Origin of the sequence: Streptomyces sp. NPDC045431 (assembly GCF_040646655.1) — a bacterium.
In the GTDB taxonomy this organism is placed as follows: domain Bacteria; phylum Actinomycetota; class Actinomycetes; order Streptomycetales; family Streptomycetaceae; genus Streptomyces.
The window spans coordinates 376,850-402,583 of sequence record NZ_JBEZAQ010000001.1 but is presented as its reverse complement, the minus strand read 5'-3'; the positions used below and the strand labels follow the sequence as shown (position 1 = coordinate 402,583).

Here is a 25,734-nt window from a genome sequence, read left to right as displayed (position 1 = left end):
TCCCCGGACCTCAGCGCCCGATCTCCCGTACGCGGCCGCCGAGTTCGATGATGCCGTCGGGGCCGGGGGCCGTCAGCAGCTGCGAGCCCCGGCCCTGGGTGATGTTCAGCGCCCGGTTGAGGCGTGCCGTCAGCAGCAGGGCCGCCGCGCCGGTCGCCTCGTCCTCGTCGATGCCGTCGCCGCGCCCGGGGAAGGCCCGCGCCCGGACCCGGCCACCCGCCTCGTCCTCCCACGCCCACGCGTAGACCCACTCCCCCGGCGGCGGCACGTCGAGCGCCTCGACCTCGGTGGCCGACGCGTACTGCCGCAGCGTGCGCGGCGGCGCCCATTCCGGGCGGGCGGTGATCCAGGTGAACTCGCCGTCCTGGCGCACCCACACCTCGCCCGCCGGAGGGTTCACCACCTCCAGGTCCAGGAGCCACGCGACACCGACCAGCGGGTGCCCGGCGAAGGGGAGCCGCGTGCCGGGCGTGTAGATGTCGACGTCCCCGCGGTCGGGGTCGTCCACGAACACGGTCTCGCTGAAGCCGAGTTGCTTGGCGAGCGCCTGCCGTGACGACTCGTCGGGGCGGAGGCGCCCGTCGCGTACGACGCCGAGGAGGTTCCCGTGGCGACCGTCGGCGGCGCAGAAGACGGCCAGGACGTCCACGACGTCGCGTGCGGTGTTCATCCCGGCATTCAAGCACGGGGCGGGACACGGCAGGATGGCCCGCATGTTCGGCACCTATCTGTTCGGCCTGCGCGAGGGCTTGGCGGCGGCCGCGGTCGTCTGCGTCCTCCTGGCGTACCTGGTGAGGACGGGGCGGCGGGACGCGCTCCGGTCGGTGTGGACGGGCGTCGCCACGGCGGCGGGCCTGTCGCTCGCGCTCGGCGCGCTCCTCGAGTTCGGCGCCTACGAACTGACCCCGGAGGCGCGGAAGCTGCTGGGCGGTGCGTGCGCGGTGGGAGCGGCGGGGGTGCTGACGTGGCTGGTCGCCGGAGGGCGGGCGGGTGCGGGGGCGGTGGCCTCGGCGGCGTTCCTGGCGGTGGGCCGGGAGGGGCTGGAGACGGCGCTGTTCGTCTGGGCGACGGTCCGGGCGGCGGCGGACGAGGCGGGCTCGGCGGAGCCGCTGACCTGGGTGCTGGTGGGCCTCGCGACGGCGGCCGCGGTCGTGGGGTGGCCGCTGTTCCGGTGCGCCCTGCGGTGCGGCCCGCTCCTGCCGGTCGTGGCGGCGGGCGTCCTGGCCGGCGGCGTACGCGGTTTCCAGGAAGCGGTCGCCCCCGGTGGCGTCTTCGGAAGCGGCGCGGTGGCGTTCGACGTCTCCGCCGTGGTGCGGCCGGACAGCTGGTACGGGGCGGTGCTGCAGGGCGTCTTCGCCTTCGTGCCCGATCCGACGGTCCTCCAGGCCGGGGTGTGGCTGCTGTATCTGGTCCCGGCGCTCGCGCTGTTGCCGGCCCCGGTAGGGTTCGGACGGTCAGTGGGGGTCGAGGATCAGAAGGCAACCGATGAGAAGGCTGGGTCGGGGTCGGGCGGCGAGGCTCGCGGCGACGGTGACGGCGACCGTGGTGCTGGCGCTGACCGCGAGCGGGTGCGTGACGGTGCACGGCGAGCTGGAGGTCGTCCCGGCGGCGACGAAGGCTGAGGCCGCGCAGGCGCTGAAGGACTTCACGGACGCGTACAACGCGGCCGACAAGGCGTACGACCCGGCGCTGGACGCGGGCCGGGTCACCGGTGCGCTCGGCGCGGTCAACCAGGCGGGGCTGAAGTCGCGCTCCATCACCAGCCCCGGCGGGAACCCCGACCACCGGCCCCTGGTGCTGTCGGACGCCACCTACACGATCCCGAAGAAGGCGGGCTGGCCGCGCTGGTTCGTCGCGAACGCCGACTCCAACCGGGACACCGACCAGGGCACGGGCGACAGCCGCTGGGTGCTCGTCTTCGTGCGCAACAGCTCCCAGCAGCTGTGGGAGGTCGCGTACCTGTCGATCCTCGCGCCGAACCAGATCCCGGCGTTCAAGACGGACGCCGAGGGGTACGCGGAGCCGGTCGCGCCGGACTCCGCGGCGCTGGCGGTCGCGCCGAAGAACCTGAGCGAGGAGTACACCTCCTACCTCCACTCCGGGAAGCCCGCGCACTTCGCGGCGGGCCCGCACACCTCGGTGTGGCGGGCCGAGCGGCAGAGCCTCGCACGGCGGCCGGGGCTGTCCACGCAGTTCGTGGACCAGCCGCTGGACACGGGCGACTACGCGCCGCTCGGGCTGGCGACCGAGGACGGCGGGGCGTTCGTCTTCTTCTCGACGCGCTTCTACGACCGCCAGACGGCGGCGGCGGGCTACCGGCCCAAGGTCAACCCGGATGTGAAGGCGCTGATGACCGGCGAGGTGAAGACCACCCTCACCAAGGAGTGGGTGGCGGGCCTGGTCGCCCGGGTGAAGCCGTCCGGCGCCGCCTCGGACCAGGTCACGGTGGTGGGCCGGCTCCAGGGCGTGACGTCGGCGACGGGGTCGTAGGGGCCTGGTCTCAGCGGCTGAGGGGCCAGGCCACCGAGTGGTGGTCGTGGTCGTCGTCGAGCTGGTCGACATGGCGGGCGCAGGCGTCGGTGAGGGCTTCGAGCAGCGTCAGCGGGTCGGGCAGCGGGTGCTCGGGGCCGCGTACCCAGCCGACGCCGAGGTCACCGGGAAGCCGCGCGGGCGGGACGAGGACGTAGGAGCCGCGGCAGTGCCAGCGCAGGCCGGGGTGCTCGTCCATGGTCTCGGGGTGGCAGTCCAGCTCGCACGGCCACCACTCGTCCTCGTCCTCGGGCGTGCCCCGGGTGGCGGTGAAGAACAGCATCCGGCCGTCCCCGGACTCGGCGACCGGCCCCACGTCGACGCCCTCGCCGAGCAGCCGCTCCAACGCGGCGCGACCGGCCTCCAACGGAACGTCCAGGACGTCGTGGACCATGCCGGTCGCGGTGATGAAGTTGGCCTGCGGCTGGCCCTCGGCCCACCGCTGGATCTGCGCGCCGTCGGTGGTGGACTGCGTCTGCCAGGCGAAGGAGACCGGATGGCGGGCCGGGGTCGGACAGCCGATGCGCTCGCAGGAACAGCGGTAGCCGACGGGGTACGCGGCGGGGGCGAGGGGCAGTCCGGCGGCCGCGATGGCGAGGAGCAGGTCCTCACGGCTCGGTACGTCGGCGGCGGACTTCCTCGGACGCCGGCGCAGCCAGTGCGCGAGTTTGCTCTCCGTGCCGCGGTAGCGGCCGATACCGTCGCCCATCTATCCCCTCACACCTGGTCATGCAAGCCCTGCGGTCCCTGCCATGGTCCCACCATCCTGCGCCCCGGGTGACCGGAGTCCCCAACCGGGGTGGAGCAGCTGGGCGCGATGGGCGGGTATGCCCGAATTGATCAGCCTGCAGGACGAGGCGCCAGCCCGTGGAGGGCGTACTCGACGAGCCGGTCGGCGTACTCGTGGGTGAGCGGGAGGGTGCGCAGCAGCCAGCGGTGGGCGAGCGGGCCGACGAAGAGCTCCAGGGCGATCCGCGGGTCGATGTCCGCCCGGACGTCGCCGGCCTCCTGGGCGGCGCGCAGCCGCTTGACGTACAGCTGGAGCTGGGGCTCCAGGAGCAGCTCGACGAACTGGGCGCCGAGCTCGGGGTTGATCACGCCCTCGGCGGCGAGCGCGCGGGAGGGGGCTTCGTAGACGGGGTCGTTCATCTCGTCGACCGTGGCGCGCAGGACGAACTTGAGGTCGGCCTCCAGATCGCCGGTGTCGGGGATCTCACTGTCGGCGTCGCCGCCGAGCGCCTCGTTGGCCTGGCGCCCGAGGTCGAGGAAGGCGTCCAGGAGTACGGCCGCCTTGGAGGGCCACCAGCGGTAGATGGTCTGCTTGCCGACCCCGGCGCGGGCGGCGATGCCCTCGATGGTGGTCTTGGCGTAGCCGACCTCGCCGACGAGAGCGAGGGCGGCGGCGTAGATGGCGCGGCGGGAGCGTTCGCTGCGGCGCGTGGAGTCGGGTGCCTTGGTGTCTGCCATGGCTCTCAATCTAGCAGCCACGCGAGGCGAGACGGTTCGTCTCGAAAGGCTTGACAAGACGATACGTCTCGTATCAGTATCGGGGTGTCAGCACGGACGACGACGGAAGGAGCCCACCATGACGCGTGGCGGAAGCGGCGACATGCTCGGCGTCGGCGGCACCCGCAAGAACCTCTCCCGCGCGGCGCTGCGCGGCAGCGGCGGTGGCAGGGTCGGCCGGGGTGCCGATCCGGCGGCGCAGAAGCGGGAGTTGCTGCGCACGTTGCGGGAGGTGAAGCAGGGACGTACGGCGCGCGACGCTTCGTGAGTCCCGGGTGAACCGCCCGCCAACTCACCCGTACGGTCCACTGCGCGAAGGCTCCTCACGGCGCACCATGGCTTGCACGCACACACCGTGCGATGCCAGCCGTCCGTGAGGAGCCTTCCTTGCCTCGTGACGCAACACCCCGCCGCTACCTGATGTGCCCACCCGCGCACTTCAGGGTGACCTACTCCATCAACCCGTGGATGGACCCGGCGAAACCGGTCGACCTGCCGCTCGCCCTCACCCAATGGGAAGACCTGCGCGACCGCTACCGCTCCCTCGGCCACACCGTCGAGCAGCTGGAACCCCGCCCCGACCTGCCCGACATGGTGTTCGCCGCCAACGGCGCCACCGTCATCGACGGGCGGGTGCTGCTGGCCAGGTTCGCCCACGCCGAGCGCGTACCCGAGGCCGCGGTGCACCGCGCCTGGTTCCTGGCGCACGGCTTCACCGACATCCACGAACCCGACCACATCAACGAGGGCGAGGGCGACTTCGCCGTCACCTCCACGTACCTCCTGGCCGGGCGCGGCTTCCGCTCCAGCCCGCTCTCGCACGACGAGGCGCAGGAGTTCTTCGGCCGCCCGGTGATCGGCCTGGAGCTGGTGAACCCCCGCTACTACCACCTCGACACGGCGCTGTGCGTCCTGGACGAGGCGCGCGACGAGATCATGTACTACCCCGGCGCCTTCTCCCCGGGCAGCCGCGCGGTGCTCCGGCGGCTCTTCCCCGACGCGCTGATCGCCGAGGAGGAGGACGCGGCGGCCTTCGGGCTGAACGCCGTGAGCGACGGCAGGCACGTGCTGCTCCCCCAGGCGGCGGTGGGGCTCTTCCGGCCGCTGCGGGAGCGCGGCTTCGAGCCGATCGGCATGGACCTGGGCGAGCTGCTCAAGAGCGGCGGCAGCGTGAAGTGCTGCACGCAGGAGCTGCGGGAGTAGGGGCGCGAGCCGGGAACGGACGGACCCGGTCCGGGCGCGGGGACTCCCGCCCGGACCGGGTCCGCACCGCCGGGTCAGTCCTCCAACGTCAGCTTGAAGAAGGCGTGGTGGCCGTGGAGGACGACCTCGGCCTTGCCCTCGGCGTCCCCGTACTCACCACTGCCGCCGGTGATCGCCGAGTCGCCGCCGTGCGGGCCCCGGCCATAGCGGTCGATGATGTCGGTGAGGGTGATGCTGCCCTTGTCGGTGCGCAGGACGCGCTGGCACTGCGTCACGTACCCCTTGCGGTCCACCTTGATGGCGGTGCACTGCGCGGTGGCGTCGCCGATCTTCTTGCCGGGCTTGCCCTTGTCGTTCTCGTGCAGATGCGCGAAGACGGTCCAGTCCGCGCCCGGGCGCAGCAGCGGGCCGAACGGCTTGGTGTCCGACTGCTTCACCGCCAGCCAGTCGAGCACTTTCGTCTCGTCCTTGGCCGGTACGGGCGCCGACGCCGCCGGAGTGGCGGCGGTGAGACCGAGGGCGGCGGCGGCGAGCGCGGCGGTGGCGAGGGCGCGGAGCATGGGGCCTCCTGAGATGAGGTGAGGGGACGGCAGCGACCCCAGCTCAACCCGGCCCCGGCCGCCCGGCAACCGGCGGGGGCGCCCCCTCACCCGGGCGGTTGCCGCTTGTCACCTCATCGGAGGGTCGGCTCACTCGTGCGGGGGCGGGGGCCACGCGTCGCCCCACGCCGCGTCCCGCGCCGCCTTGTAGAGCGCGCCGTGCCGCTTGGTGACCGTGTCGCGCCGCAGCCCGTCGTCCTCGGTGCAGAGGTCGAGCAGCACCTGCCCCTTGCGGATCTGCGGCTTGCGGGTGACGCGCGCGGGCGCCGGGACGACGGGGAAGCGGGTCGCCACGACGTAGGAGAACTTCTCGTCCTCGTACGCCAACGACCCGCCCTTCACCTGGCGGTGGAGCGACGAGCGGCTGACGCGCGCCGCGAAGTGGCACCAGTCGGTGCCCGGTTCGATGGGGCAGGCGGCGCTGTGCGGGCAGGGCGCGGCGATACGCAGCCCGGCGGCGACCAGCAGATCGCGCGCCGCGATGATCCGGGCGTAGCCGTCCGGGGTGCCCGGTTCGACGATCACGACGGCCTGGGCGGCACGGGCCGCCTCGGTGACGACGGCCGCCCGGTCGGCCTCGGTGAGCTCCTTGAGGACGTACGAGACGGTGACGAGATCGCCGCTCTCCACGCGGAGCGCCCCGCTGATCCGGGCGCGCCGCCACGCCGCGCCCGCCAGCCCCGGCACCCCGGACGCGGCGGCCAGCTCGCGCCCCAGCGCCAGCGCCGGCTCGGCCCAGTCCAGCACCGTGGTCCGCGCCGCCGAGTCCCACGCCTCCGCGACGGCCCAGCTCGCCGCGCCCGTACCGCCGCCGATGTCGGTGTGCGTGCCCGGCACCCACTCCGGGGCCGCGTCCCGCAGCGCGTCCAGCGCGGAGCGCACCGCCTCGAACGTCGCGGGCATGCGGTAGGCGGCGTACGCGACCACGTCGGACCGGTCGCGCAGCACGGGCGCGTCGGTCGGGGTCGTCCCCCGGTAGCTGGCGATGAGCCGCTCGACGGCCTGCGCGGCCTTCGTCGGCGGGAGCCCGTCGAGCAGCCCGGCCAGCGCGTCGCGCAGGGCGCCCGAGACGGAGGCCGATGCGGAGACCGGAACGGAAGCCGGAACGGAGGCCGAGACGGAGTCGGAGGGGGACGGGGAGACGTTCACCGACCCATCGTAGGCGGCCCCCGGAGGTGCCCCGCGTTGCTAGGCTGGCCGCCCTGATCCGGGTGGGCGGGCTCACGGGGGGACCATGAGACAGAGGATCGTGCGCATGGCCCTGGTGGCCGGTGTGACCGTCCTGGCCCTGCTCCTCCTCCTCGCCACCTGCGGTGGCGGCGCCGACGACCCGAAGGGCACCCCGAAGCCGGCCCGGACCGCCACCGGCAGCGCCGCCCCGGCCGCCCCCGTCACCCGGTTGACCGTCCCCGCCGCGTACGACACCCACCGCGGCTGGGAGCTCCCCGACGTCTCCGCCGGGTACGTCGTGGACCCCGCCACCGGCCTGGTCGCCTACCTGGAGCCGGTGGGCGAGGCGCGGTACCGCCTGCGCACCGTCGACGCCACGACCGGCCGGCCCCGCTGGACGGGCCGCCCGTGGCACCCGCTGGGCGGCCCCGGCGACGTACCGCGTCTGCTGTCCCTCGCCAAGGACGGCCGGCGGTACGTCGTGGCCTGGTCGTACGGCTCGCTCCGCGGCGACCCGCTGACGCCGGCGAGCAGCTTCGTCTCCCTCGACGTATACGACGCCGCCGACGGCGCCCGGCGGCGGGTGGAGGTGCCGTGGCCGGACGCGCCGATAGTGACCGCCACCGGGCCGGGTGTCGTCGTCAGCGACGGCAAGGCGAGGAGCACGGTCGTCGCGCCGGACACCGGCGAGGTCACCACCGTCGCGCCGGAGGCGCTCGGGTATCCGAAGGGCTGCCCGGAGTGCCGCACCCTCACCGAGGTGCGGGGGATGACCCCCAAGGGCCTGCTGGTCAGCGGCGCCCGGAGCTTCTGGGTGCGCGGCGGCTGGGCGAGCCGCGGCCACGCCCCCTCGGGCGCCGACCCGGCGAGCGGGGTGCCGACCTCGCTGACCCCGGGGCACGTCCTGGCCCGCTGGCAGCACAAGAAGGGCGCCCGGCGGGCGGCCACGCACGAGCTCTGGGCCGTGCACGACGTGACCACCGGCGCGCCGCTGGTGCAGACGGAGTGCCGCAAGCCCGCGATCGAACCGGGCGAGCACCCGAGGGCCGTGACCTCGCCCGGCGCGCGGTACCTGGCCGCCGGAAGCCTCGCCTTCGACCTGGACGCCCGCACCGGCCGCTGCTTCGAGAACCCCGACGGCACCAGCCCGCTCACCCTCACCACGGTCACCGACGACGGCGTGGTCTACGGCGCGGGCAGCGCGCGCAGCCCGTCCGACGCCCTGGCGGGCGGCGGCAACCCGGTCCGGATCGACCTGGCCACCGGGGTGCCCCAGGCGCTCCCGCCGAACGTACGGCTGCCGGAGGCGGAGGTGGCGGGCGTGGGACTGTTCCGCTGGACGGACCCGGCGGACCGGGTGCACCTCGTCGCGTACGCGGAGAAGGGGTAAGGCCTCAGGTCTCCTTGCGCCCGGGGCGGCACAGCAGCAGGAAGCAGCCCACCGCGCCGACCGCGCACACCAGCTGCACCACGGCCATCGGAACGGCCGTCCGCTCCCCGGCGATGCCGACCAGCGGGGAGGCGACCGCGCCGATCAGGAACGACGACGTACCGAGCAGCGCGGAGGCGGAGCCCGCGGCGTGCGGGGTGCGCATCAGCGCCTGGGAGTTGGTGTTGGGCATGGCCAGGCCCATCGCCGACATCAGGACGAACAGCCCGGCGGCGACCGGCACCAGGCCGACGGGCCCGAAGACGCCGCTGGTCATGAGGAGCAGGGCGAGGGCGGCCAGCGTGAGCACCGAGAGGCCGAAGGCCAGCACCTTGTCCATGCTGACCCGGCCCACCAGCAACTTGCCGTTGATCTGCCCGACCGCGACGAGGCCGACGGAGTTGAGCCCGAAGAGGAGGCTGAAGGTCTGCGGGGACGCCCCGTAGAGGTCCTGGACGACGAAGGGCGAGGCCGAGATGTACGCGAACAGCGCGGCGAAGGAGAGCGATCCGGCCAGCATGTAGCCGGTGAAGACCCGGTCGGCGAGCAGCCCGCGCATGGTGCGCAGCGCCTCGCCGACGCCACCGCCGTGCCGCCGCTCCGGGGGCAGCGTCTCGCCCAGCCACTTCCACACCACGAGCGTGAGCAGCACCCCGACGGCGGTCAGGACGTGGAAGACGCCGCGCCAGTCGGTGAGCCGCAGCACCTGCCCGCCGATCAGCGGGGCGATGATCGGCGCGGCGCCGGAGATCAGCATGAGCGTGGAGAAGAACCGGGCCATCTCGACCCCGTCGTACAGGTCCCGCACCACCGCCCGGGCGATCACGATGCCGGCCGCGCCGGCGAGGCCCTGGAGCAGCCGGAAGGCGATGAGCAGCTCGATGCCGGGCGCGAAGGCGCAGACGGCGGTGGCGGCGACGTACACGATCATGCCGATGAGCAGCGGGCGGCGGCGGCCCCACTTGTCGCTCATGGGACCGGCGACGAGCTGGCCGAGCGCGAGGCCGGCGAGACAGGCGGTGAGGGTGAGCTGCACGGTGGCGGCGGGCGCGCCCAGGGCCTTGGTGACCTCCGGCAGGGCCGGGAGGTACATGTCCATGGAGAGCGGCGGCAGGGCGGTGAGCCCGCCGAGGACGAGCGTGACGAGGAGGCTCGCGCGGCGCGCGGCGGCCGTGACTCCCCCTCTCGTCGGTGCCGTGGTCTCGGCGCCTTCGGTGCGTATGTGGCTGGGGCCGCTCTCCGGCATCACGTCTCCTCGTTCGCGGGCTGGCTCAGCGCCCATGCTCGCAGGTCGACGGCAATGGTTGAAACCTCAAGAGCTGGAGGCGGGCCCCCGCCGGGGGCGGCCCCCGCCGGGGTCATACCGGCCGGGGTCATACCGGCCGGAGGCCCGGATTCCCCGACTCCGTCACGAACGACGCGGCGGTGGTGACGGAGGCGCCCGGGGTCGTCACCGCGGAGACGGTACGGAAGTCGGCGCGGGCGTGTCCGGGCGTGAGCGTGACCCTGAGGTAGCCGCGGCGGCCGTTGTAGAACCGCAGGTGCGGGTTGGCGCGGGTGAGGTTGTCCCAGTTGGCGGGCTTGTCGGCGCCGTCCCGGCCGCTGCTGACGGAGGTGGCGACGAGCTCGGTGCCGACCGTGCGGGAGGCGGGGTCGTCGAAGTCGGCCTTGAGGTCGAAGGCGTACCCGACGTGCACGTCGCCCGTCAGCACGACGAGGTTCTCCACCCCGGCCGCCTGGGCCCCGTCGAGGATGCGCTTGCGGGAGGCGGGGTAGCCGTCCCAGGCGTCCATGGACAGCTTGAAGTCGGGCCCGGGGACGTTGCGCCGCCGGGCGAAGGTGACCTGCTGCGGCACCACGTTCCAGATGGCGCCGGAGTCCTTCCAGCCGTCGAGGAGCCAGCGCTCCTGCTCGGCGCCGGTCATGGTACGGGCGGGGTCCTCCGACTCCGGGCCGGGGGTCTGCCAGCCGTCGCCGTAGGCCTGGTCGGAGCGGTACTGGCGGGTGTCGAGGATGTCGAACTGCGCGAGGTCACCGAAGCGCAGCCGCCGGTACAGCCGCATGTCGGCCCCGGTCGGCCGCTGCGGGGTGCGCAGGGGCTGGTTCTCCCAGTACGCGCGGTAGGCGGCGGCCCGGCGCAGCAGGAACTCCTCCGGCGGTACGTCGTTCTCGGGGGTGCCGCCCGCGTAGTTGTTCTCGGTCTCGTGGTCGTCCCAGGTGACGACGAAGGGGTGCGCGGCGTGCGCGGCCTTCAGGTCCCCGTCCGTCTTGTAGAGGGCGTACCGCAGGCGGTAGTCCTCCAGGGTCACCGTCTCCCGGTTGAAGTGCGCGGGCAGCTGCCGGTCGGTGTAGCGGCGGTGGCCGCCCGCCGCGTCGACGGCGTACTCGTACAGGTAGTCCCCGAGGTGGAAGACGGCGTGGACGTCCTCTTCCGCGAGATGCCGGTACGCCGTGAAGTACCCGTCGTGGTAGGCCTGGCAGGACGCGGCCGCGAGCCGCAGCTCCCCGACGCGGGCGGCGGCGTGCGGCGCGGTCCTGGTGCGGCCGACGGGGCTCAGCCAGGCCCCGGCGCGGAAACGGTAGTAGTACGGGCGCCCGGGAGCGAGGCCGCCCGCCTCGACGTGCACGGTGTGGTCGAACTCCGGGTGCGCGGTGGCGTGGCCGCGTCTGGCGATCCGGGTGAACGCCTCGTCGTGTGCGAGCTCCCAGCGCACCTGGACGCGGGCGCGCGGCAGGCCGCCGCCGGGTTCGTACGGGCTGGGCGCGAGGCGCGTCCACAGCAGGACGGAGCCGGGCAGGGGGTCGCCGGAGGCGACGCCGAGCGTGAAGGGGTCCTCGGTGATCTTCCGGGCGTCGAGCTCGGCGGCGCTCGCCGCGCCCGCGGCCGGCAGGTTCACGGCGAAGGCGAGGGCGGCGGCGGCCCCGGTGACGGTGAGGAAGCGGCGGCGGTCGACGTGGCGGGCGGCGGCGCGCAGTTCGGCGGTCATGCGCTCAGTGCACCGGGCCTGGTTGTCGCGTCCACAACATCCACATGTCGGCCATATGAGTTCCAGGTGCCGGACCCTCCCGTACGCTGCGGCCCCATGAACGCTGTACGGAGGATCGCGGTGGTGACGGGCGCGGGCTCGGGCATCGGCCGGAGCGTGGCGCTGGCGCTGGCGGAGGACGGCTGGTCGCTGGCGCTGGCGGGCCGACGGGCCGAGCCCCTGGAGGAGACGGCGGCACGCGCGGGCGAGGGGGCGGAGGTGCTGTGTGTCCCGACGGATGTCACCTCCCCCGACGCGGTGGCTGCCCTCTTCGCCGCCGTACGCGACCGGTACGGCCGCGTCGACCTGCTCTTCAACAACGCGGGCAGCTTCGCGGGCGGCGGCACGCCGGTCGAGGACCTGGACCACGACACGTGGCGGTCGGTCGTCGACGTCAACCTGACGGGCGCGTTCCTGTGCGCCCAGGCGGCGTACCGCCAGATGAAGGAGCAGTCGCCGCAGGGCGGCCGGATCATCAACAACGGCTCCATCTCGGCGCACGTGCCGCGCCCGCACTCGATCGCGTACACGGCGACCAAGCACGCCATGACGGGCCTGACGAAGTCGCTCTCGCTGGACGGCCGCCCGTACCGCATCGCCTGCGGCCAGATCGACATCGGCAACGCGGCGACGGAGATGACCGAGCGCATGCAGGCCGGCATCCTCCAGGCGAACGGCACCCTGGCCCCCGAGCCGGTGATGGACGCGGCGGACGTGGCCCGGACGGTGGCGCACATGGCGGCGCTGCCGCTGGAGGCGAACGTCCAGTTCGCGACGGTCATGGCCACGGCGATGCCGTACATCGGCCGCGGCTAGGGTCCGGGGAACAAGCGCAGGTGACGGTCGCGTTGGGACGGACATGACGATCACTTCGCGCTCCGCCGAGGTCCTGCGCTACACGGCGTTCTCCGCCGACCCCGAGGGGGGCAACCCGGCCGGGGTGGTCCTCGACGCCGCCGGGCTCGGTGACGCGGACATGCTGGCGATCGCCGCCGAGCTCGGGTACAGCGAGACCGCGTTCCTGACGCCGCCGCCGGAGGAGCTCGACGGAGCCGGCGCGGGGCGGGCGTTCACCATCCGCTACTTCAGCCCCAAGGCGGAGGTGCCGTTCTGCGGGCACGCCACCGTCGCGACGGCCGTCGCGCTCGGCGAGCGCCTGGGGCCCGGGGACCTGGCGTTCGCCACGCCCGTCGGGACCGTGCCGGTGACGGTGACCGAGGACCGCGGGGCCCTGCGGGCCACGCTCACCAGCGTGGAGCCGCGCGTCGAGGAGGTCTCGCCGGCCGACGTCCGCGAGGCGCTGGAGGCGCTCGGCTGGTCACCCGCCGAACTGGCCGCCGCCCTGCCGCCCCGGATCGCCTTCGCGGGCGCCCGCCACCTGGTGTTGGCCGCCGCGACCCGGGCCCGCCTGGCGGACCTGGCGTACGACTTCGACCGTCTCGCGACGCTGATGCGCCGCCTGGACCTGACGACGGTCCAACTGGTGTGGCGCGCCTCGCCGACGGTGTTCCACGTCCGCGACCCGTTCCCGGTGGGCGGCGTCGTCGAGGACCCGGCGACGGGCGCGGCGGCGGCCGCCTTCGGCGCGTACGCCCGCGAGGTGGGCCTGGTGCCCGAGGCGGCGGTGCTCACGCTCCACCAGGGCGAGGACATGGGCCGCCCGGGCGTCCTGACCGTCGAACTGCGCGCGGGCGAGGACCGTGTCCGCGTGAGCGGCGCGGGAGCGCGGATCATCGGGTAGCAGGTGCCTCAGGAGGGCTGCCACCCCCCGATGAGCATCACGACGAAGAGCAGCGGCAGGACCTGGAGCAACGCGGCGACGCGCCCCTTGCCCAGCCACAGCAACACCCCCAGCGCGACGGTCAGCCCCGCGCAGACGAGCAGGTCCTCCACCGGCGGCTCGACCCGCCCGCCCCCGCCGACGGCCGCCGCCCATTCGTTCATGCCGACGTCGAGGAACGCGTACCCGCAGATCAGCACGTTGAAGGGCAGCGCGGCCAGGAAGAGCCCGAGATTGCGCATCCCGGGCCGGGGCCGGGACACGGATGCTTCGCTCATGCGTCCCACCGTGCCGCCGTACCGCCCACGGCGAATGAGTACGCGTACCCAGCCGGGCCTGAGTACGGCGTGCGGCAGCGCAGCGGAGGGGCTGCGGACGAGGGACGGCGGACGAGTTGCGCCGAACGGGACACCGGACACCCATGAGGTCGTGGAAGCCCAATCTGTGGAATCCCCCCTCCAACTGTGAACGTCCTGTGTAGTTTGAGCGGCTCTCAGTTCACCGCCCCTGGAGCCCCGATGACGCCACCGCCGCCGCCCGGCTACCCGCAGCAGCCCCCGCCGTATCCGTATGCGCCTTCGCCGGTCCGCCGCTGGTGGCAGCACCCCGCGCTCATCATCACAGCCTTGGTCCTCATCCCGCCGGGTGGCATCGCGCTCGCCTGGCTCAGCGGCTGGAGCCGTACGAAGAAGATCGTCGCCACGGCGCTCTCCGGCGTGTGGTTCCTGGCGATCGTCCTCAGCGACCCGCCGAAGGAGCCGCAGGCCGACGCGAAACCCGCCGCGACCAGGAGCACGGCGCCGACGACTCCGGCACCCGGCACCACTCCGAGCCCGGCGGGACCGCCCAGTTACGTCGGCAAGAACCTCAAGGACGCCCGCGCCGCGGCAGACGCCGCCGGGTAGGACTCCGTCTCGCACGACGCCTCGGACAAGGACGCCGGCCAGTGGGACGACGACAACTGGCGCGTCTGCTTCCAGACTCCGGCGGCGAAGAAGTCCGGCAAGCCCACCTTGGACTTCGGCGTGGTCCGCGTGGAGTGGCCGTGCCCCGCGAAGGACGGCGAGCCGATCCCGTTCCCGAAGATGCCGAAGGTCGTCGGCCTGACGTTCACGAAGGCGTCCGAGACGCTCAAGCCGATCGGCTTCGAGGAGATCGAGCCGCAGAGCGCGTACACCGACGTCACGCTCCCCGCCTCCGTGGACGACTGGAAGGTCTGCTTCCAGGAGCCCGAGGAGGGCAAGGAGATCGAGTCCCCGAAGACGACCACGGCGTACCTCAAGCTGACCGCCCCCGGTACCGCGTGCCCGACGGACGAGCACACCGAACTGCATCCCGACCCGACGACGCCGCCGCCCAGCACCGGCGACGACTCGGACTCCTCGTCGTCCGGCGGCTCCTCGTCGTCCGGCGGCTCGACCGGCTCCGGCGGGGGCGGCAGCGCCTACTACAAGAACTGTGACGCGGCCAAGGCCGCCGGCGTGGCACCCATCCGCAGCGGTGAACCCGGCTACCGCAAGGGCCTCGACCGGGACGGCGACGGCATCGCCTGCGACCGCTAGCCCCCGGCCCCGGCAAGCCCCCGCCCCTGGCGGGGGCTTCGTCGTTCGTACCCCCGGCACGGTACGGCTCGCGTCACCGAAGGGCCCCACCCGTACCGGATCGAGGGAAGCCTCCCGCTGCGCCGGGAGCACCGGCTCGTCCGAGCACTACCCTCCGGCGCATGGACGATGAACCGCTGTCCCAGTGGGCCGAGCGCCGCGACGCGCGGATCGGACAGCTCCGCGCCGTGCCGCTCGTGAGCGGCGACGGGCCCCGTGGGTCGCATCTGAACCCCGACGCACCGCGTGCGATCCAGCGGTGGAACGGGCACATGTGGGAGCCCCACGGTTTCGCGACCGACCTCGCGGAGGCGAAGCGGGTGCTGTTCCCCGACGCCGAGACGGCGCCTGTCGAGGCGCCGACGCCGAAGCTCGGGCCCGGGACCGGGAGGCACCGGAAGCCGCAGGCTCCGCGGTAGGTGTGGGGCAGACGAGTCGGGCTGTACGCCGGGTTCTGTGCCCCGGGACCTCGCGGTCGTCGGGGCGACGGCCATCCATCTAGGACCGGCGTTGCCGCCGGCCTCGTGCGGTCTACCCGCGGACTCGGGCGGGCAGCCCTCGAACGTCCGCGCAGAGACACCGGGGTGTCTCCTTTTGACCTTGCTCCAGGTGGGGTTTACCTAGCCGCCTGGGTCACCCCAGGCGCTGGTGGTCTCTTACACCACCGTTTCACCCTTACCGAGGACCGAGGTCCCCGGCGGTCTGTTTTCTGTGGCACTGTCCCGCGGGTCACCCCGGGTGGCCGTTAGCCACCACCCTGCCCTGTGGAGCCCGGACGTTCCTCGGGGGGATCCAGGATCCCCACGCGGCCGTCCGCCCGGCTCGTCTGCCGTGTCGACCATGGTACCCGGCTGCCGCGACGCCGGGACCGGACGCCTTGACCTTGCCGCAGCGTCAACGTTTGTACTGGCCCCATGCGAATCGGAGAGATCGCCGCCCTCGTCGGGATCACCACGCGTGCGGTGCGGCACTACCACCACCTGGGGCTGCTGCCCGAGCCCCCGCGGCGGGCCAACGGCTACCGCCAGTACGGGCTGCGCGACGCCGTGCTGCTCGCGCGGATCAGGCGGCTGACCGAGCTCGGGCTCGGGCTGGAGGAGGTGCGGGACGTGCTCGCCGACGACGCGGGGCGTGAGCTCCTCGACGTACTGGAGGAGCTGGACGCCGACCTGGCACGGCAGCAGGCGGAGATCGGGGCGCGGCGGGAGCGGCTGCGGGTGCTGCTGGGGCGGGCGCGGGCGGGGCGGCTGCCGGTCGAGGGGCCGGTGTCGCCGGGGCTCGCGGAGCTGTTCGGGGACATGGCCCGGGCCTCCGCCGCGCGGCCCGGGCCCGAGCCCGCGATGGCCGCGCGGGACCGCGAGGTGCTGGCGCTGCTGGAGAGCGTGGCGCCCGGAGAGGAGGGGGAACGGCTGGTGGAGGCCATGCGGGCGGTGACGCTGGCGCCGGGGGCGATGGACCGGGCGTACGAGGTGTACGAGCGGCTGGACGCGCTCGCGGACGCCGCGCCCGATGACGTACGGGTGGAGGAGGCCGCGCGGGCGCTGGCCGGGCTGCTGCCGGACGGGATGGTGCCGGAGGCGGCGGAGACCGAGGACCGGGCGCTCATGGACGTGTTCTTCGCGGACTTCGCGCCCGCGCAGGCCGAGGCCCTCCGGCGGGCGCTGCGGATCGTCAGGGAGCAGGGGCGGTGAGGCCTGTGGTGGCGCTCGTCCGGCATGAGGCGCGGCTCCTGGCGAGCCTCGCGCGGTGGGTGGCCAGGCGGCCGGACGGGGTCGGCGGGGCGGACGTCCTGGGCGTCTTCGGGCACGCGCGGGACCAGGCGGCGTACATGTACGGCTTCGCCTTCGTGTGCGCCGTCGAGACGGTGGGCATGGCCTGCCTGCTGGCGCCCTGGCCGGTGGTCCACCAGGTGTTCCTGGTGCTGGACGTGTACACCGTGCTGTTCGTGCTGGGGCTGCACGCCGCGTCGGCGACCCGGCCGCACGTGCTGACCCGCGACGCGCTACGGGTACGGCAGGCGGGGCACGTGGACGTGGTGATACCGCTGGAGCGCATCGCGTCCGTACGGCATGAGCTGCTCTTCTCGCACCCGAAGGAGGAGGGGGCACTCCAGCTGGCGGTCGCGTCGCAGACATCCGTCACGATCGAGCTGGCCGAGCCCGTCACCGCCGTACGGCTGCTGGGCGGGCGGTACCCGGTGCGTACGGTGCGCTGCCACGCGGACGACGCGCGGGCGCTGGTGGCCGCGGTCAGGCGGGCGCGAACAGCGCTTTCGCCCGGCCCGGGTCGGCCTGGGTGAGCCGTACGCGCAGCCGCTCGCCCAGCGGGAGGGGGCGCGTGCCGCCTTCGACGCGGGCGACGACCGCCGGGTCCTGGAGGTGGACCGTGCCGACGGCCGGGTCCCGGTCGTGGACGTCGACGACGTACGCGTCGAAGACCTCGCCGACGTGGTCCTGGAGCAGGGCCGCCTCGACGAGGTCGACGCACTCCCGCTCGACGGTGCCCGCCCGGCGCGTGCCCGCGGCCATCTCGTCCGGGAGCGCGGGCAGGGCGGCGCGTACCCACTCGGGGGGCTCACGGCCCGCGGCGGCCGCGAGGCAGAGCTCGCCGGCGTAGCGGTCGACGAGCCGGCGCAGCGGCGCGGTGCAGTGCGTGTACGCGTCGGCGACGGCGGCGTGGACGGCCGGCTCCGGCAGCTTCCCGCCGTCGAAGACGGTGTAGCCGGCGCCGCGCAGGAGCGTGGTGCAGTCCTGGAGGAAGGCGGCGTGACGGGGGTCGCGCGGGTCGAGCGAGCGGACGAGGGCGGCGTACGAGACGTGGTGCGGCCACGCGATGCCCAGCGCCTTCGCCGAGTGCCGCAGCCGGGCCACGGCGCCGGAGGGCGCGGTGGGCAGGGTGCGCAGGATGCCGGTGCCGGCGGCGGTCATGAGGTCGGCGGCGGCCATGCCGGTGAGGAGGGAGATCTGGGCGTTCCAGCCGTCGGCGGGGCGCGGGGCGCGGTACTCCAGGCTGTAGGTCCCGTCCCGGTCGCTCCGGGTGACCTCCTGCTCGGGGACGTTGAGGGAGATCCCGCCGCGCTCGGCCTCCAGGCGTTCGCGCAGGATCCCGATGTCGCGCAGGAGGGCGATGGGCTCCTCGGCGGTGCCGGTGTCGATCTGCTCCTGGACCTCGGCGTAGCCGAGGCGGGCGCGGCTGCGGACGAGGGCGCGCTCGACGTCGGTGGCGACGGGGTGGCCGTACGCGTCGAGGTCGATGCGCCAGAGGAGGGCGGGGACCGGGCGGCCCGGGAGGAGGCTGGCGGCGCCCTCGGAGAGGACGGGGGGATGGAGCGGGACGCGGGCGTCGGGGAAGTAGAGGGTGAGCACGCGGCGGTGGGCTTCGGCGTCGAGCGCGCCGCCGGGGGTGACGAAGGCGGCGACGTCGGCGATGGCGTAGTGGACGCGGTAGCCGCCGTCGGGCCGGTGGGCGAGGTGCATGGCCTGGTCGAGGTCGGTGGAGCCGGGCGGGTCGACCGTGAAGAACGGGATGTCGGTCGCGTCCCGGGCCGGCAGGCGCGGCGCCTTGGCGGCGGCCTCGGCCTCGGCGAGGACGGGGGCCGGGAAGGCGCCGGGGACGTCGAGCCGGGCGCGCAGCGCCCCCAGCGCGGCCCGGAGGGGAGCCTCGGCGGCGCCGGTGACGCGGATCTGGCGGCGGGGCATGGACCGAGCGTAGGCCGCGAGGCGGGGGGCGGCACGTCGGCGCCTTGCGGCGCATCAGCGGCCCGCGGCACCTCGGTGGCCCGCGGGGCGGGGGCGGCACGTCGGCGCCTTGCGGCGCATCAGCGGCCCGCGGCACCTCGGTGGCCCGCGGGGCGGGGGCGGGGCGGCATGCGGCACGTCGGCGGCCCGCGGGGGCGGGGGCGGCATGCGGCACGTCGGCGGCCCCGCGCCGTCGTCTCGTACGCTGGCGCGGGGGCCGCACCCCCTTTTCGTACGTGACGAAGGAGAACCACCGTGCTCGTGCTGTTGCCGCCCTCCGAGGGCAAGGCCGCTTCGGGGAGCGGAGCGCCGCTGGAGCCGGGCGCCCTGTCGCTGCCGGGGCTCGCCGGGGCGCGGGCCGCCGTGCTGGACGAGCTGGTGGAGCTGTGCGCGGCCGACGAGGACAAGGCCCGCGAGGTGCTCGGGCTCAGCGAGGGGCTGCGCGGCGAGGTCGCCAAGAACACCGGGCTGCGGACGGCGGGGGCGCGACCGGCCGGGGAGATCTACACGGGCGTGCTGTACGACGCGCTGGGCCTGGCCACGCTCGACGGGGCGGCGCGCGAGCGGGCACGGGAGTGGCTGCTGGTGTTCTCGGGGCTGTGGGGCGCGGTGCGCGTGGACGACCGGATCCCGTCGTACCGCTGCTCGATGGGCGTGAAGCTGCCGGGGCTCGGCGCGCTGGGCGCGTACTGGCGTACGCCCATGGCCGCGGTGATGCCCGAGACCGCCGGGGACGGGCTGGTCCTGGACCTGCGGTCGGCGGCGTACGCGGCGGCGTGGAAGCCGAAGGGCGAGGTCGCGGGGCGCACGGCGACGGTGCGGGTGCTGCACGCGCCGACGCGCAAGGTGGTGAGCCACTTCAACAAGGCGACGAAGGGCCGGATCGTACGGAGCCTCCTGGAGAACGGGGCCGCGCCCGGCTCACCGGCCGAGCTCGTGGAGGCGCTGCGGGACCTGGGGTACGTGGTGGAGGCGGAGGCCCCGGCGAAGGCGGGGAAGGCGTGGCAGCTGGACGTGCTGGTGGACGAGATCCACTGAGCGCGCTGTAGCGCTGTTGCGCTGTAGCGCTGTTGCGCTGTTGCGCTGTGTGCAACGTTCGTTGCGGAATGCGCCGGCCCTCGGGAGGATGCCGGGATGACCCCGCCTTCCGTGCTGGACCTGGCCGCTGCCGCCACCGTCGTACCCGTCGTCGTCCTCGACGACGCCGCTGACGCCGTACCGCTGGCGCGCGCTCTGGTCGCGGGCGGGCTGACGGCGATCGAGGTGACGCTGCGTACACCGGCGGCGCTCGACGCCATCCGGGCCATCGCCGACGGCGTACCGGACGCGGTGGTCGGCGCGGGCACGGTGCTCTCGGCGCGCGGCGTGGCGGACGCGGTCGCGGCGGGGGCACGGTTCCTGGTGAGCCCGGGCTGGACGGACGGCCTGCTGGGCGCGATGGAGGCGTCCGGCGTGCCGTACCTGCCGGGGGTGTCGACGGCCTCGGAGGTCGTCGCGCTGCTGGAGCGCGGGGTCGGCGCCATGAAGTTCTTCCCCGCGGAGGCGGCGGGCGGCACGGCGTACCTGCGGTCGCTGGCCGGCCCGTTGCCGGGGGCGCGCTTCTGCCCGACGGGCGGCATCTCGGCCGCCTCGGCACCCGCCTACCTCGCCCTGCCGAACGTCGCCTGCGTCGGCGGCAGCTGGATGCTGCCGCCGGACGCCCTCGCGGCCCGGGACTGGCCGCGGGTGGAGTCCCTGGCGCGCGAGGCGTCGTCGCTGCGGGATATGTCCTTGGGCTAGGACTTGCCCATGCCGGCGACGAACTCGTCCCAGGTGGCGACCGTCTTCGCCGGGGGCGCGGTGACCGTCGGGACGGCGCCGAAGTCGGAGTACTCCTCGGTGAGCTGCTGCTGTCCCTTGGGGGTCGTGCCGGATTCCTGGGCCTTGAGGACGAGGTCGTCCTTGCCGACCCACATGTCGATGACGACCGACTTCATGCCTTGCTTCTTGGCGAGTTGGACGTAGGAGTCGCGGACGTCCTTCTTCATGGCGGGGCCGTCGTACGAGGCGAGCCGGTCGAGCACGACCGTGCCGCGGTAGTGGTCGGCGGGGCGGCCGGCCACCTTCTCCTCGGCGACCCACGCGGTGGAGTCGGTCGCGGCGAGCGCGCCCGCGAACTCGGTGATGTAGCCCGCCGCACGGGACTGCCCCGCGTCGCCGTCGTCGGCACCGCCGAGGTCCATGGTGTACCAGCTCTTGCCGGGGATCGCGTCCGTCTTCACGTAGACGTTGCCGCCCGCGAAGATCATGTGTTGCGACCCCGTGGCCGACTTCGTCTTCATGTCCGTGGCCGAGGGCTTCCGCTGGAAGAGCATCTCGGACCGGCTGCCCGGGTCGTCAGGGCCATGGCCCGTCTGGATCGTCTTGTACGACGGCTGGGCGTCCATCTTCTCGGCCGCGGCCATCAGCACGGCACGCGGATCGGTCCGCCTGCTGTCGTCGTCACTCCGGCTCCCGCCACCGGCGCGGTCGGAACCGCCCTTGCCCTGACCTGCGTCGCCACCGCATCCCGTCAGCACCATCGTGAGCGCCGCCCCCGCGGCTGCCAGCACGATGCCCCTCCCCTTTGCCTGCACAGGCCACATTCCTTCTCAGTTGTCCGGCATTCTTCGCGATCTTAGCCGTTTGCGCAGGTCGGACCATGTGCAGCGGAGGTCGGGCGGGGTGGAGCGGGTCCCGGAACCGGGGGCCCGGGGGCTCCGCCCCGGGCCCCGGTTTCGGGGCGGGTCAGCGCAGGTGCGACGTGTCGTTCAGCAGCCGGACCGAGGCGTTGCCGTCCTTGTAGTACGCCACCGCCGAGAGCGACGCCGCCGAGAGTTCCATGCGGAACAGGGACTCCGGCGGGGCGCCCAGGGCCAGGCGGATGAGGGTCTTGATCGGGGTGACGTGCGTGACCAGCAGGACCGTGCGGCCCGCGTAGCGGGCCGTCAGCTCGTCGCGGGCCGCCGCGACCCGGCGTGCCGTCGCCGCGAAGGACTCGCCGCCCGTGGGGGCCGACTTGGCGGAGGACAGCCAGGCGTCCAGGTCGTCGGGGTACCGCTCGCGGACCTCCGCGAAGGTGAGGCCCTCCCAGGCGCCGAAGTCCGTCTCGCGCAGGCCGTCCTCGACGCGGACGTCCAGGCCCAGCCGCGCCGCGACCGCCGCGGCCGTCTGGCGGCAGCGCTGCAGCGGCGACGAGACGATGTCCTGGATCGTGCCGCGCGCCGCCAGCGCGGAGGCGACCGCCTCGGCCTGGCGCAGGCCCACCGCCGAGAGCTCCGGATCGCTGCCGCCGCTGCCCGAGAAGCGCTTCTCGGGGGTGAGCGCCGTCTCGCCGTGGCGCAGGAGCACGAAGGTGGCCGGTGCGCCGAGGTCCGCGGACGCCGCCCAGCCGACCGGGGGCGTGGAGTGCGCCGCGGCCTCCGCGGCGGCCGCCGTCGCCACCGCCGAGACGCTCGTCGGCTGGGCGGGCACCGCCGAGACGCCGGCCAGTGCCGCCCGCGCCTTCGCCGCGCCGGCCGTCGCGTCGCCGACCACGCGGGCCGCGCCCGCGTCGAGGGCGGCGACCGACGCCGACGGCTGCCACTGCTTGCCGCGCTTGCCCGCGTCCATCGCCTCGTTCGCGAGCCGGTCCGCGTGCTTGTTCTTCTCGCGCGGGATCCACTCGTACGTCACCTGGGACGCGGGGAAGACGCGGGCGGCCTCCGCCGCGAGCGGCTTCATGTCCGGGTGCTTGATCTTCCAGCGGCCGGACATCTGCTCCACGACGAGCTTGGAGTCCATCCGTACGCGGATCTTCGCGTCGGGCGCCAGCTCCCGCGCCGCCTTGAGCCCGGCCACCAGGCCGCGGTACTCCGCGACGTTGTTCGTGGCGACGCCGATGTACTCGGCGGTCTCGACCAGGGGTTCCCCGGACACCGGGTCCAGGACGACCGCCCCGTACCCGGCCGGACCCGGGTTGCCCCGGGAGCCGCCGTCCGCCTCGACGATCAGCTCGCGCAGCTCGGCGGCGGGCATCAGACGCCGGACTCCGCCGTGCGGACCAGGATGCGGCGGCAGTTCTCGCACCGCAGGACGGTGTCCGGGGCGGCGGCCCGCACCTCGTTCACCTCGGTGATGTTGAGCTCGATGTGGCAGCCCTCGCAGCGGCGCTGGTACAGGCGGGCCGCGCCGACGCCGCCCTGCTGCTCGCGGATCTTCTGGTAGAGCTTCATCAGGTCGGCGGGCACGGACGCGGCCACGACCTCGCGCTCCTTGGCGACGGACGCGGCCTCGCCGTCCAGCTCCTGCAGCGCCGCGTCGCGCCGCGCGGTCGCGTCGTCGGCCTTGCCCTGCACGGAGCCGACCCGCTCGGTGAGCTCGGCGACCCGCTCGTGGGCGGACTCGCGGCGCTCCATGACCTCGAGGACGACGTCCTCCAGGTCGGCCTGGCGCTTGGCGAGGGAGACGATCTCCTTCTGGAGGTTCTCCAGGTCCTTGGGGGAGGTGATGGCGCCGGAGTCCAGCCGCTGCTGGTTCCGGACGGCGCGCTGGCGCACCTGGTCGACGTCCTGCTCCGCCTTGGTCTGCTCGCGGGCGCAGTCGCTCTCCTCCGTCTGCGCGGCGACGAGCAGGTCACGCAGCTGGGTGAGGTCCTTGGTCAGCGACTCGATCTCGGCGTGCTCGGGCAGCGACTCCCGCTTGTGGGCGATCTGCGACAGGCGCGTGTCGAGGGCCTGGACGTCGAGGAGGCGGATCTGGTCGGCGGGCGCGGCGTTCAGTTGGGGGCTCCAGAGGAAGAGTGGTGGGACCAGGGGTCGGTGACCGTCTTGGAGACGTGGACCCGCAGGTCCCAGCCGTGGCGGTCGGAAATCTCGTCGAGCTGGGCGGCGGCCAGCTCGCACCAGGGCCATTCGGTGGCCCAGTGGGCGGCGTCGACCAGCCCGAGCGGCGTGTGCTGCGTGGCCTCGGAGGCCGGGTGGTGGCGCAGGTCGGCGGTGAGGAACGCGTCGACCCCGGCGGCCCGTACGGCGTCGAAGAGGCTGTCGCCGGAGCCGCCGCTGACGGCGACGGTACGGACGAGGGCGTCGAGGTCGCCGGCGACGCGGATGCCCTGCGCGGTGGCGGGGAGCCGCTTGGCGGCGCGGGCCGCGAAGTCGCGCAGGGTCTCGGGCGGGTCGACCTCGCAGATCCGGCCGAGGCCGGTCTCGGGGACGAGCGGCCCGGTGACGCGGAGGTCGAGCGCGCCGGCGAGGGCGTCGGAGACGCCGGGCTCGGCGGTGTCGGCGTTGGTGTGCGCGACGTGCAGCGCGATGTCGTTCTTGATGAGCGTGTGGACGACGCGGCCCTTGAAGTGGCCGGCCGCGACCGTCGTCGTACCGCGCAGGTAGAGGGGGTGGTGCGTGATGATCAGGTCCGCGCCGAGGGCGAGCGCCTCGTCGGCGATCGGCTGGACGGGGTCGACGGCGATCAGGACGCGCGTGACCTCGGCGTCGGGGTCGCCGCAGACCGTGCCGACGGCGTCCCACTGCTCGGCCCGCTCGGGGGGCCAGAGGGCGTCGAGCTCGGCGATGACTTCAGACAGACGGGGCACGTAGGAAAGGCTACCTGCCCGGCACGCCCCGCCGCCCTGGCCTGTGGACAACCCCGCTCGCCCGTGCAGCGGCGCCCCCTGCGGCCGCCGCGCCGCACCCCGCACGCCCTGCTCTCAACACTCCCCCTGCTCCCCCAGCACATCCGACCCCGCCCCCTCAGGCGAATCGGGACATCGCCACCCTTATAGGTGAAGCAGCGCGACACGCGCGGTTCGGTCCGGCGTACGAAAACTACTTTCAGTCGCCGGAGGTGACGAGTCGATGACTGTCTGTGCCATCGATACCGCCGGGCGTACGGGATTCACGATCGCGGCGGACGGTACCTACGCGGCGCGGCTGGCGGGTGACGGCGAGGCGCTGTACCCGGAGCGGTGGACCCTGGACGGCCCGGAGCCGTACGCGGTGCCGCTGCCGCTCTCCCAGCCGGAGGACCCGCACGCGCAGTTGCTGCCGCTCGCGGACGGACGGGTGCTGATCGGTCGCCGCACGGGCGAACGGCACACCTTTTCCCTGCTGTACCCGACCGGGCCGGGCACCGGCCAACTGCCGCTGGGTGCGGTCGAATCGCCGTCCCTGCGGCTGCTCCCGCCACCTCCGGGCGGTACGCGCGCGTACGCCCTGACGGTGGGCGAGTACTCCTCCAGCGTCTGGCTGGTGGCGGGCGGCGCGTTCGGCCCGGAGCACGTCGCGGAGGTCAAGGGGCACTGTACGGGCGGGGTCTGGCTGGACCGTACGGGGCGGCTCCTGGCGCTGGACCGGCAGCTCGACGGCGGTCCGGTCAAGGCGGTCGCGGTCGACCTGGAGCGGGGCGGGGAGGTGACCCCGCTGCTCCAGATCACGGAGGCGAGCGAGGACCGGCTGCTGCTGGCGGACGCGGACAGCGGCCTGCTGCTGATCCGCTCCGACGCCCCGTCACCGGGCCACGCCCGGCTGGGCTGGGGCGTCCTCGGCAGCACACTGCCGGTCCGCTTCCCCGATTGCCTGCGCCTGGCCGACGCCGCCGTGACGCCGTTCGCCGTCCAGCCGGGGCAGATGCTGACGCCGGAATCCTGCGCGGTGGCGCTGCGCATCGACGCGGCGACCGGCAGCTGGGTGGGCGTGTGGCGGCCGTCCGGGCGGCGGCTGCTCCAGCTCCCGGCACCGGCGGGCTGGTTGACGGGCACGGGCCTGTGGACGCGGGACGGCGTGCTGCACCTGCCGTACGTCGCCGGGTCCGTACGGTGCGGGCTCGCGCGGATCGCACCGGACCCGGAGGCGCTCACACAACCGCCACAGCCGGAGTCCGCGGAGGGGGAACCGCCGGGGCGCGAGGTGACTCCTGGTGTGTGCAAACCGGTTCCGCTGCAACAGGCACCGCTGCAGGGAGCATCACCGCAGGGAGCACCACCGCAGGGAGCACCACCGCAGGAAACGCCGCTGCGAGGGGCAGCGCCGCAAGGGGCACCACGGCAAGGAGCACCGTTGCAAGGGGCGCCGTTGCAGGGGGCGACGCTGCTGCGGCGGACACCTCTGACCGGCCCGACGGCCCGCGGCTAGACTCACGGGCCGCATATGTCAGCGATC

At 74.1% G+C, this 25,734-nt stretch carries 28 protein-coding genes and 1 other RNA gene; 15 read left to right on the top strand and 14 right to left on the bottom strand.

Going from position 1 to position 25,734, the window contains the following annotated elements; all coding sequences use genetic code 11:
* Positions 1-10: 10 nt before the first annotated feature.
* A complete protein-coding gene (locus tag AB0A69_RS01820; RefSeq protein ID WP_361414236.1) occupies positions 11-670 on the bottom strand; it encodes a PhzF family phenazine biosynthesis protein in 660 nt (219 codons plus the stop codon).
* A gap of 43 nt (positions 671-713) precedes the next feature.
* Here AB0A69_RS01820 and AB0A69_RS01815 point away from each other — a divergent pair, with 43 nt between their 5' ends.
* Positions 714-1,622, top strand: a complete 909-nt coding sequence (locus AB0A69_RS01815; RefSeq protein ID WP_361414234.1) for an FTR1 family protein — start codon at positions 714-716, stop codon at positions 1,620-1,622.
* Positions 1,531-2,490 (top strand): hypothetical protein, encoded by a 960-nt coding sequence (locus tag AB0A69_RS01810; protein ID WP_361414232.1) that lies wholly within the window; start codon positions 1,531-1,533, stop codon positions 2,488-2,490. Before AB0A69_RS01815 ends, AB0A69_RS01810 begins: the two co-directional genes overlap by 92 nt.
* Positions 2,491-2,500: 10 nt before the next feature.
* Here the strand turns inward: AB0A69_RS01810 and AB0A69_RS01805 are convergent, their stop codons facing one another.
* Positions 2,501-3,238 carry a bifunctional DNA primase/polymerase gene (locus AB0A69_RS01805; RefSeq protein ID WP_361414230.1) on the bottom strand — a complete coding sequence of 246 codons (738 nt, stop codon included), beginning with the start codon at positions 3,236-3,238 and terminating at the stop codon, positions 2,501-2,503.
* A 131-nt stretch (positions 3,239-3,369) separates the two neighbouring features.
* Positions 3,370-3,996: a TetR/AcrR family transcriptional regulator gene (locus AB0A69_RS01800; protein ID WP_361414228.1), complete on the bottom strand. Its 627-nt coding sequence runs from the start codon at positions 3,994-3,996 to the stop codon at positions 3,370-3,372.
* A 118-nt stretch (positions 3,997-4,114) separates the two neighbouring features.
* Here AB0A69_RS01800 and AB0A69_RS01795 point away from each other — a divergent pair, with 118 nt between their 5' ends.
* Both AB0A69_RS01795 and ddaH read left to right on the top strand, forming a co-directional pair.
* On the top strand, positions 4,115-4,303 hold the full coding sequence (locus AB0A69_RS01795; RefSeq protein WP_361414226.1) for a DUF6243 family protein: 189 nt from the start codon (positions 4,115-4,117) through the stop codon (positions 4,301-4,303).
* A gap of 92 nt (positions 4,304-4,395) precedes the next feature.
* Entirely contained in the window at positions 4,396-5,238 is an 843-nt protein-coding gene (ddaH, locus tag AB0A69_RS01790; RefSeq protein WP_361414224.1) for a dimethylargininase, read from the top strand.
* Between the two features lie 74 nt (positions 5,239-5,312).
* Here the strand turns inward: ddaH and AB0A69_RS01785 are convergent, their stop codons facing one another.
* Positions 5,313-5,798, bottom strand: coding sequence for a hypothetical protein (locus AB0A69_RS01785; protein WP_361414222.1), 486 nt, complete (start codon positions 5,796-5,798; stop codon positions 5,313-5,315).
* A gap of 129 nt (positions 5,799-5,927) precedes the next feature.
* Positions 5,928-6,896, bottom strand: coding sequence for a small ribosomal subunit Rsm22 family protein (locus AB0A69_RS01780; RefSeq protein ID WP_361415149.1), 969 nt, complete (start codon positions 6,894-6,896; stop codon positions 5,928-5,930).
* A 175-nt stretch (positions 6,897-7,071) separates the two neighbouring features.
* Between AB0A69_RS01780 and AB0A69_RS01775 the strand changes: the two genes are divergently transcribed.
* Positions 7,072-8,397, top strand: a complete 1,326-nt coding sequence (locus tag AB0A69_RS01775; RefSeq protein WP_361414220.1) for a hypothetical protein — start codon at positions 7,072-7,074, stop codon at positions 8,395-8,397.
* A 4-nt stretch (positions 8,398-8,401) separates the two neighbouring features.
* On the opposite strand, the gene AB0A69_RS01770 is transcribed toward AB0A69_RS01775, so the two are convergent.
* Positions 8,402-9,682 (bottom strand): Bcr/CflA family multidrug efflux MFS transporter, encoded by a 1,281-nt coding sequence (locus AB0A69_RS01770; RefSeq protein ID WP_361414218.1) that lies wholly within the window; start codon positions 9,680-9,682, stop codon positions 8,402-8,404.
* 127 nt (positions 9,683-9,809) lie between these two features.
* Positions 9,810-11,423: an alkaline phosphatase D family protein gene (locus AB0A69_RS01765; RefSeq protein ID WP_361414216.1), complete on the bottom strand. Its 1,614-nt coding sequence runs from the start codon at positions 11,421-11,423 to the stop codon at positions 9,810-9,812.
* Positions 11,424-11,519: 96 nt separating this feature from the next.
* Between AB0A69_RS01765 and AB0A69_RS01760 the strand changes: the two genes are divergently transcribed.
* Both AB0A69_RS01760 and AB0A69_RS01755 read left to right on the top strand, forming a co-directional pair.
* Positions 11,520-12,278 carry an SDR family oxidoreductase gene (locus tag AB0A69_RS01760; RefSeq protein WP_361414214.1) on the top strand — a complete coding sequence of 253 codons (759 nt, stop codon included), beginning with the start codon at positions 11,520-11,522 and terminating at the stop codon, positions 12,276-12,278.
* Between the two features lie 43 nt (positions 12,279-12,321).
* Positions 12,322-13,203 carry a PhzF family phenazine biosynthesis isomerase gene (locus AB0A69_RS01755; protein WP_361414212.1) on the top strand — a complete coding sequence of 294 codons (882 nt, stop codon included), beginning with the start codon at positions 12,322-12,324 and terminating at the stop codon, positions 13,201-13,203.
* Positions 13,204-13,211: 8 nt separating this feature from the next.
* Here the strand turns inward: AB0A69_RS01755 and AB0A69_RS01750 are convergent, their stop codons facing one another.
* Positions 13,212-13,520: a hypothetical protein gene (locus AB0A69_RS01750; RefSeq protein ID WP_361414210.1), complete on the bottom strand. Its 309-nt coding sequence runs from the start codon at positions 13,518-13,520 to the stop codon at positions 13,212-13,214.
* 240 nt (positions 13,521-13,760) lie between these two features.
* Here AB0A69_RS01750 and AB0A69_RS01745 point away from each other — a divergent pair, with 240 nt between their 5' ends.
* The 3 genes from AB0A69_RS01745 to AB0A69_RS01735 all read left to right on the top strand — a co-directional run bounded on the left by AB0A69_RS01745 (position 13,761) and on the right by AB0A69_RS01735 (position 15,262).
* Complete coding sequence (locus AB0A69_RS01745; RefSeq protein ID WP_361414208.1) at positions 13,761-14,147, top strand: hypothetical protein; 387 nt, start codon at positions 13,761-13,763, stop codon at positions 14,145-14,147.
* A gap of 108 nt (positions 14,148-14,255) precedes the next feature.
* The gene (locus tag AB0A69_RS01740; protein ID WP_361414206.1) at positions 14,256-14,804 is read left to right on the top strand and encodes an excalibur calcium-binding domain-containing protein; all 549 of its coding nucleotides are present in this window, start codon (positions 14,256-14,258) and stop codon (positions 14,802-14,804) included.
* 161 nt (positions 14,805-14,965) lie between these two features.
* On the top strand, positions 14,966-15,262 hold the full coding sequence (locus tag AB0A69_RS01735) for a DUF6087 family protein (RefSeq protein WP_361414204.1): 297 nt from the start codon (positions 14,966-14,968) through the stop codon (positions 15,260-15,262).
* 8 nt (positions 15,263-15,270) lie between these two features.
* Here the strand turns inward: AB0A69_RS01735 and rnpB are convergent.
* An RNA gene (gene rnpB / locus AB0A69_RS01730) (RNase P RNA component class A) lies at positions 15,271-15,668 on the bottom strand.
* An 89-nt stretch (positions 15,669-15,757) separates the two neighbouring features.
* Between rnpB and AB0A69_RS01725 the strand changes: the two genes are divergently transcribed.
* A complete protein-coding gene (locus AB0A69_RS01725; protein ID WP_361414202.1) occupies positions 15,758-16,534 on the top strand; it encodes a MerR family transcriptional regulator in 777 nt (258 codons plus the stop codon).
* Entirely contained in the window at positions 16,531-17,142 is a 612-nt protein-coding gene (locus AB0A69_RS01720; protein WP_361414200.1) for a hypothetical protein, read from the top strand. Before AB0A69_RS01725 ends, AB0A69_RS01720 begins: the two co-directional genes overlap by 4 nt.
* On the opposite strand, the gene AB0A69_RS01715 is transcribed toward AB0A69_RS01720, so the two are convergent.
* Complete coding sequence (locus tag AB0A69_RS01715; RefSeq protein WP_361414198.1) at positions 17,093-18,541, bottom strand: RNB domain-containing ribonuclease; 1,449 nt, start codon at positions 18,539-18,541, stop codon at positions 17,093-17,095. The genes AB0A69_RS01720 and AB0A69_RS01715 overlap by 50 nt on opposite strands.
* Positions 18,542-18,835: 294 nt before the next feature.
* On the opposite strand from AB0A69_RS01715, the gene yaaA reads away from it, so the two are divergent.
* On the top strand, positions 18,836-19,618 hold the full coding sequence (yaaA, locus tag AB0A69_RS01710; protein WP_361414196.1) for a peroxide stress protein YaaA: 783 nt from the start codon (positions 18,836-18,838) through the stop codon (positions 19,616-19,618).
* A 96-nt stretch (positions 19,619-19,714) separates the two neighbouring features.
* Positions 19,715-20,359 (top strand): bifunctional 4-hydroxy-2-oxoglutarate aldolase/2-dehydro-3-deoxy-phosphogluconate aldolase, encoded by a 645-nt coding sequence (eda, locus tag AB0A69_RS01705; RefSeq protein ID WP_361414194.1) that lies wholly within the window; start codon positions 19,715-19,717, stop codon positions 20,357-20,359.
* On the opposite strand, the gene AB0A69_RS01700 is transcribed toward eda, so the two are convergent.
* The 4 genes from AB0A69_RS01700 to AB0A69_RS01685 all read right to left on the bottom strand — a co-directional run bounded on the left by AB0A69_RS01700 (position 20,356) and on the right by AB0A69_RS01685 (position 24,170).
* Positions 20,356-21,171, bottom strand: coding sequence for a hypothetical protein (locus AB0A69_RS01700; RefSeq protein WP_361414192.1), 816 nt, complete (start codon positions 21,169-21,171; stop codon positions 20,356-20,358). The two genes, eda and AB0A69_RS01700, sit on opposite strands and share 4 nt — an antisense overlap.
* Positions 21,172-21,346: 175 nt before the next feature.
* Complete coding sequence (locus tag AB0A69_RS01695; protein WP_361414190.1) at positions 21,347-22,615, bottom strand: bifunctional RNase H/acid phosphatase; 1,269 nt, start codon at positions 22,613-22,615, stop codon at positions 21,347-21,349.
* Positions 22,615-23,358: a C4-type zinc ribbon domain-containing protein gene (locus AB0A69_RS01690; protein WP_361415148.1), complete on the bottom strand. Its 744-nt coding sequence runs from the start codon at positions 23,356-23,358 to the stop codon at positions 22,615-22,617. Before AB0A69_RS01690 ends, AB0A69_RS01695 begins: the two co-directional genes overlap by 1 nt.
* Positions 23,355-24,170 carry a Nif3-like dinuclear metal center hexameric protein gene (locus tag AB0A69_RS01685; protein WP_361414188.1) on the bottom strand — a complete coding sequence of 272 codons (816 nt, stop codon included), beginning with the start codon at positions 24,168-24,170 and terminating at the stop codon, positions 23,355-23,357. The genes AB0A69_RS01690 and AB0A69_RS01685 overlap by 4 nt, the downstream gene beginning before the upstream one ends.
* 262 nt (positions 24,171-24,432) lie before the next feature.
* Here AB0A69_RS01685 and AB0A69_RS01680 point away from each other — a divergent pair, with 262 nt between their 5' ends.
* Complete coding sequence (locus AB0A69_RS01680) at positions 24,433-25,707, top strand: hypothetical protein (RefSeq protein WP_361414186.1); 1,275 nt, start codon at positions 24,433-24,435, stop codon at positions 25,705-25,707.
* Positions 25,708-25,734: the final 27 nt, after the last annotated feature.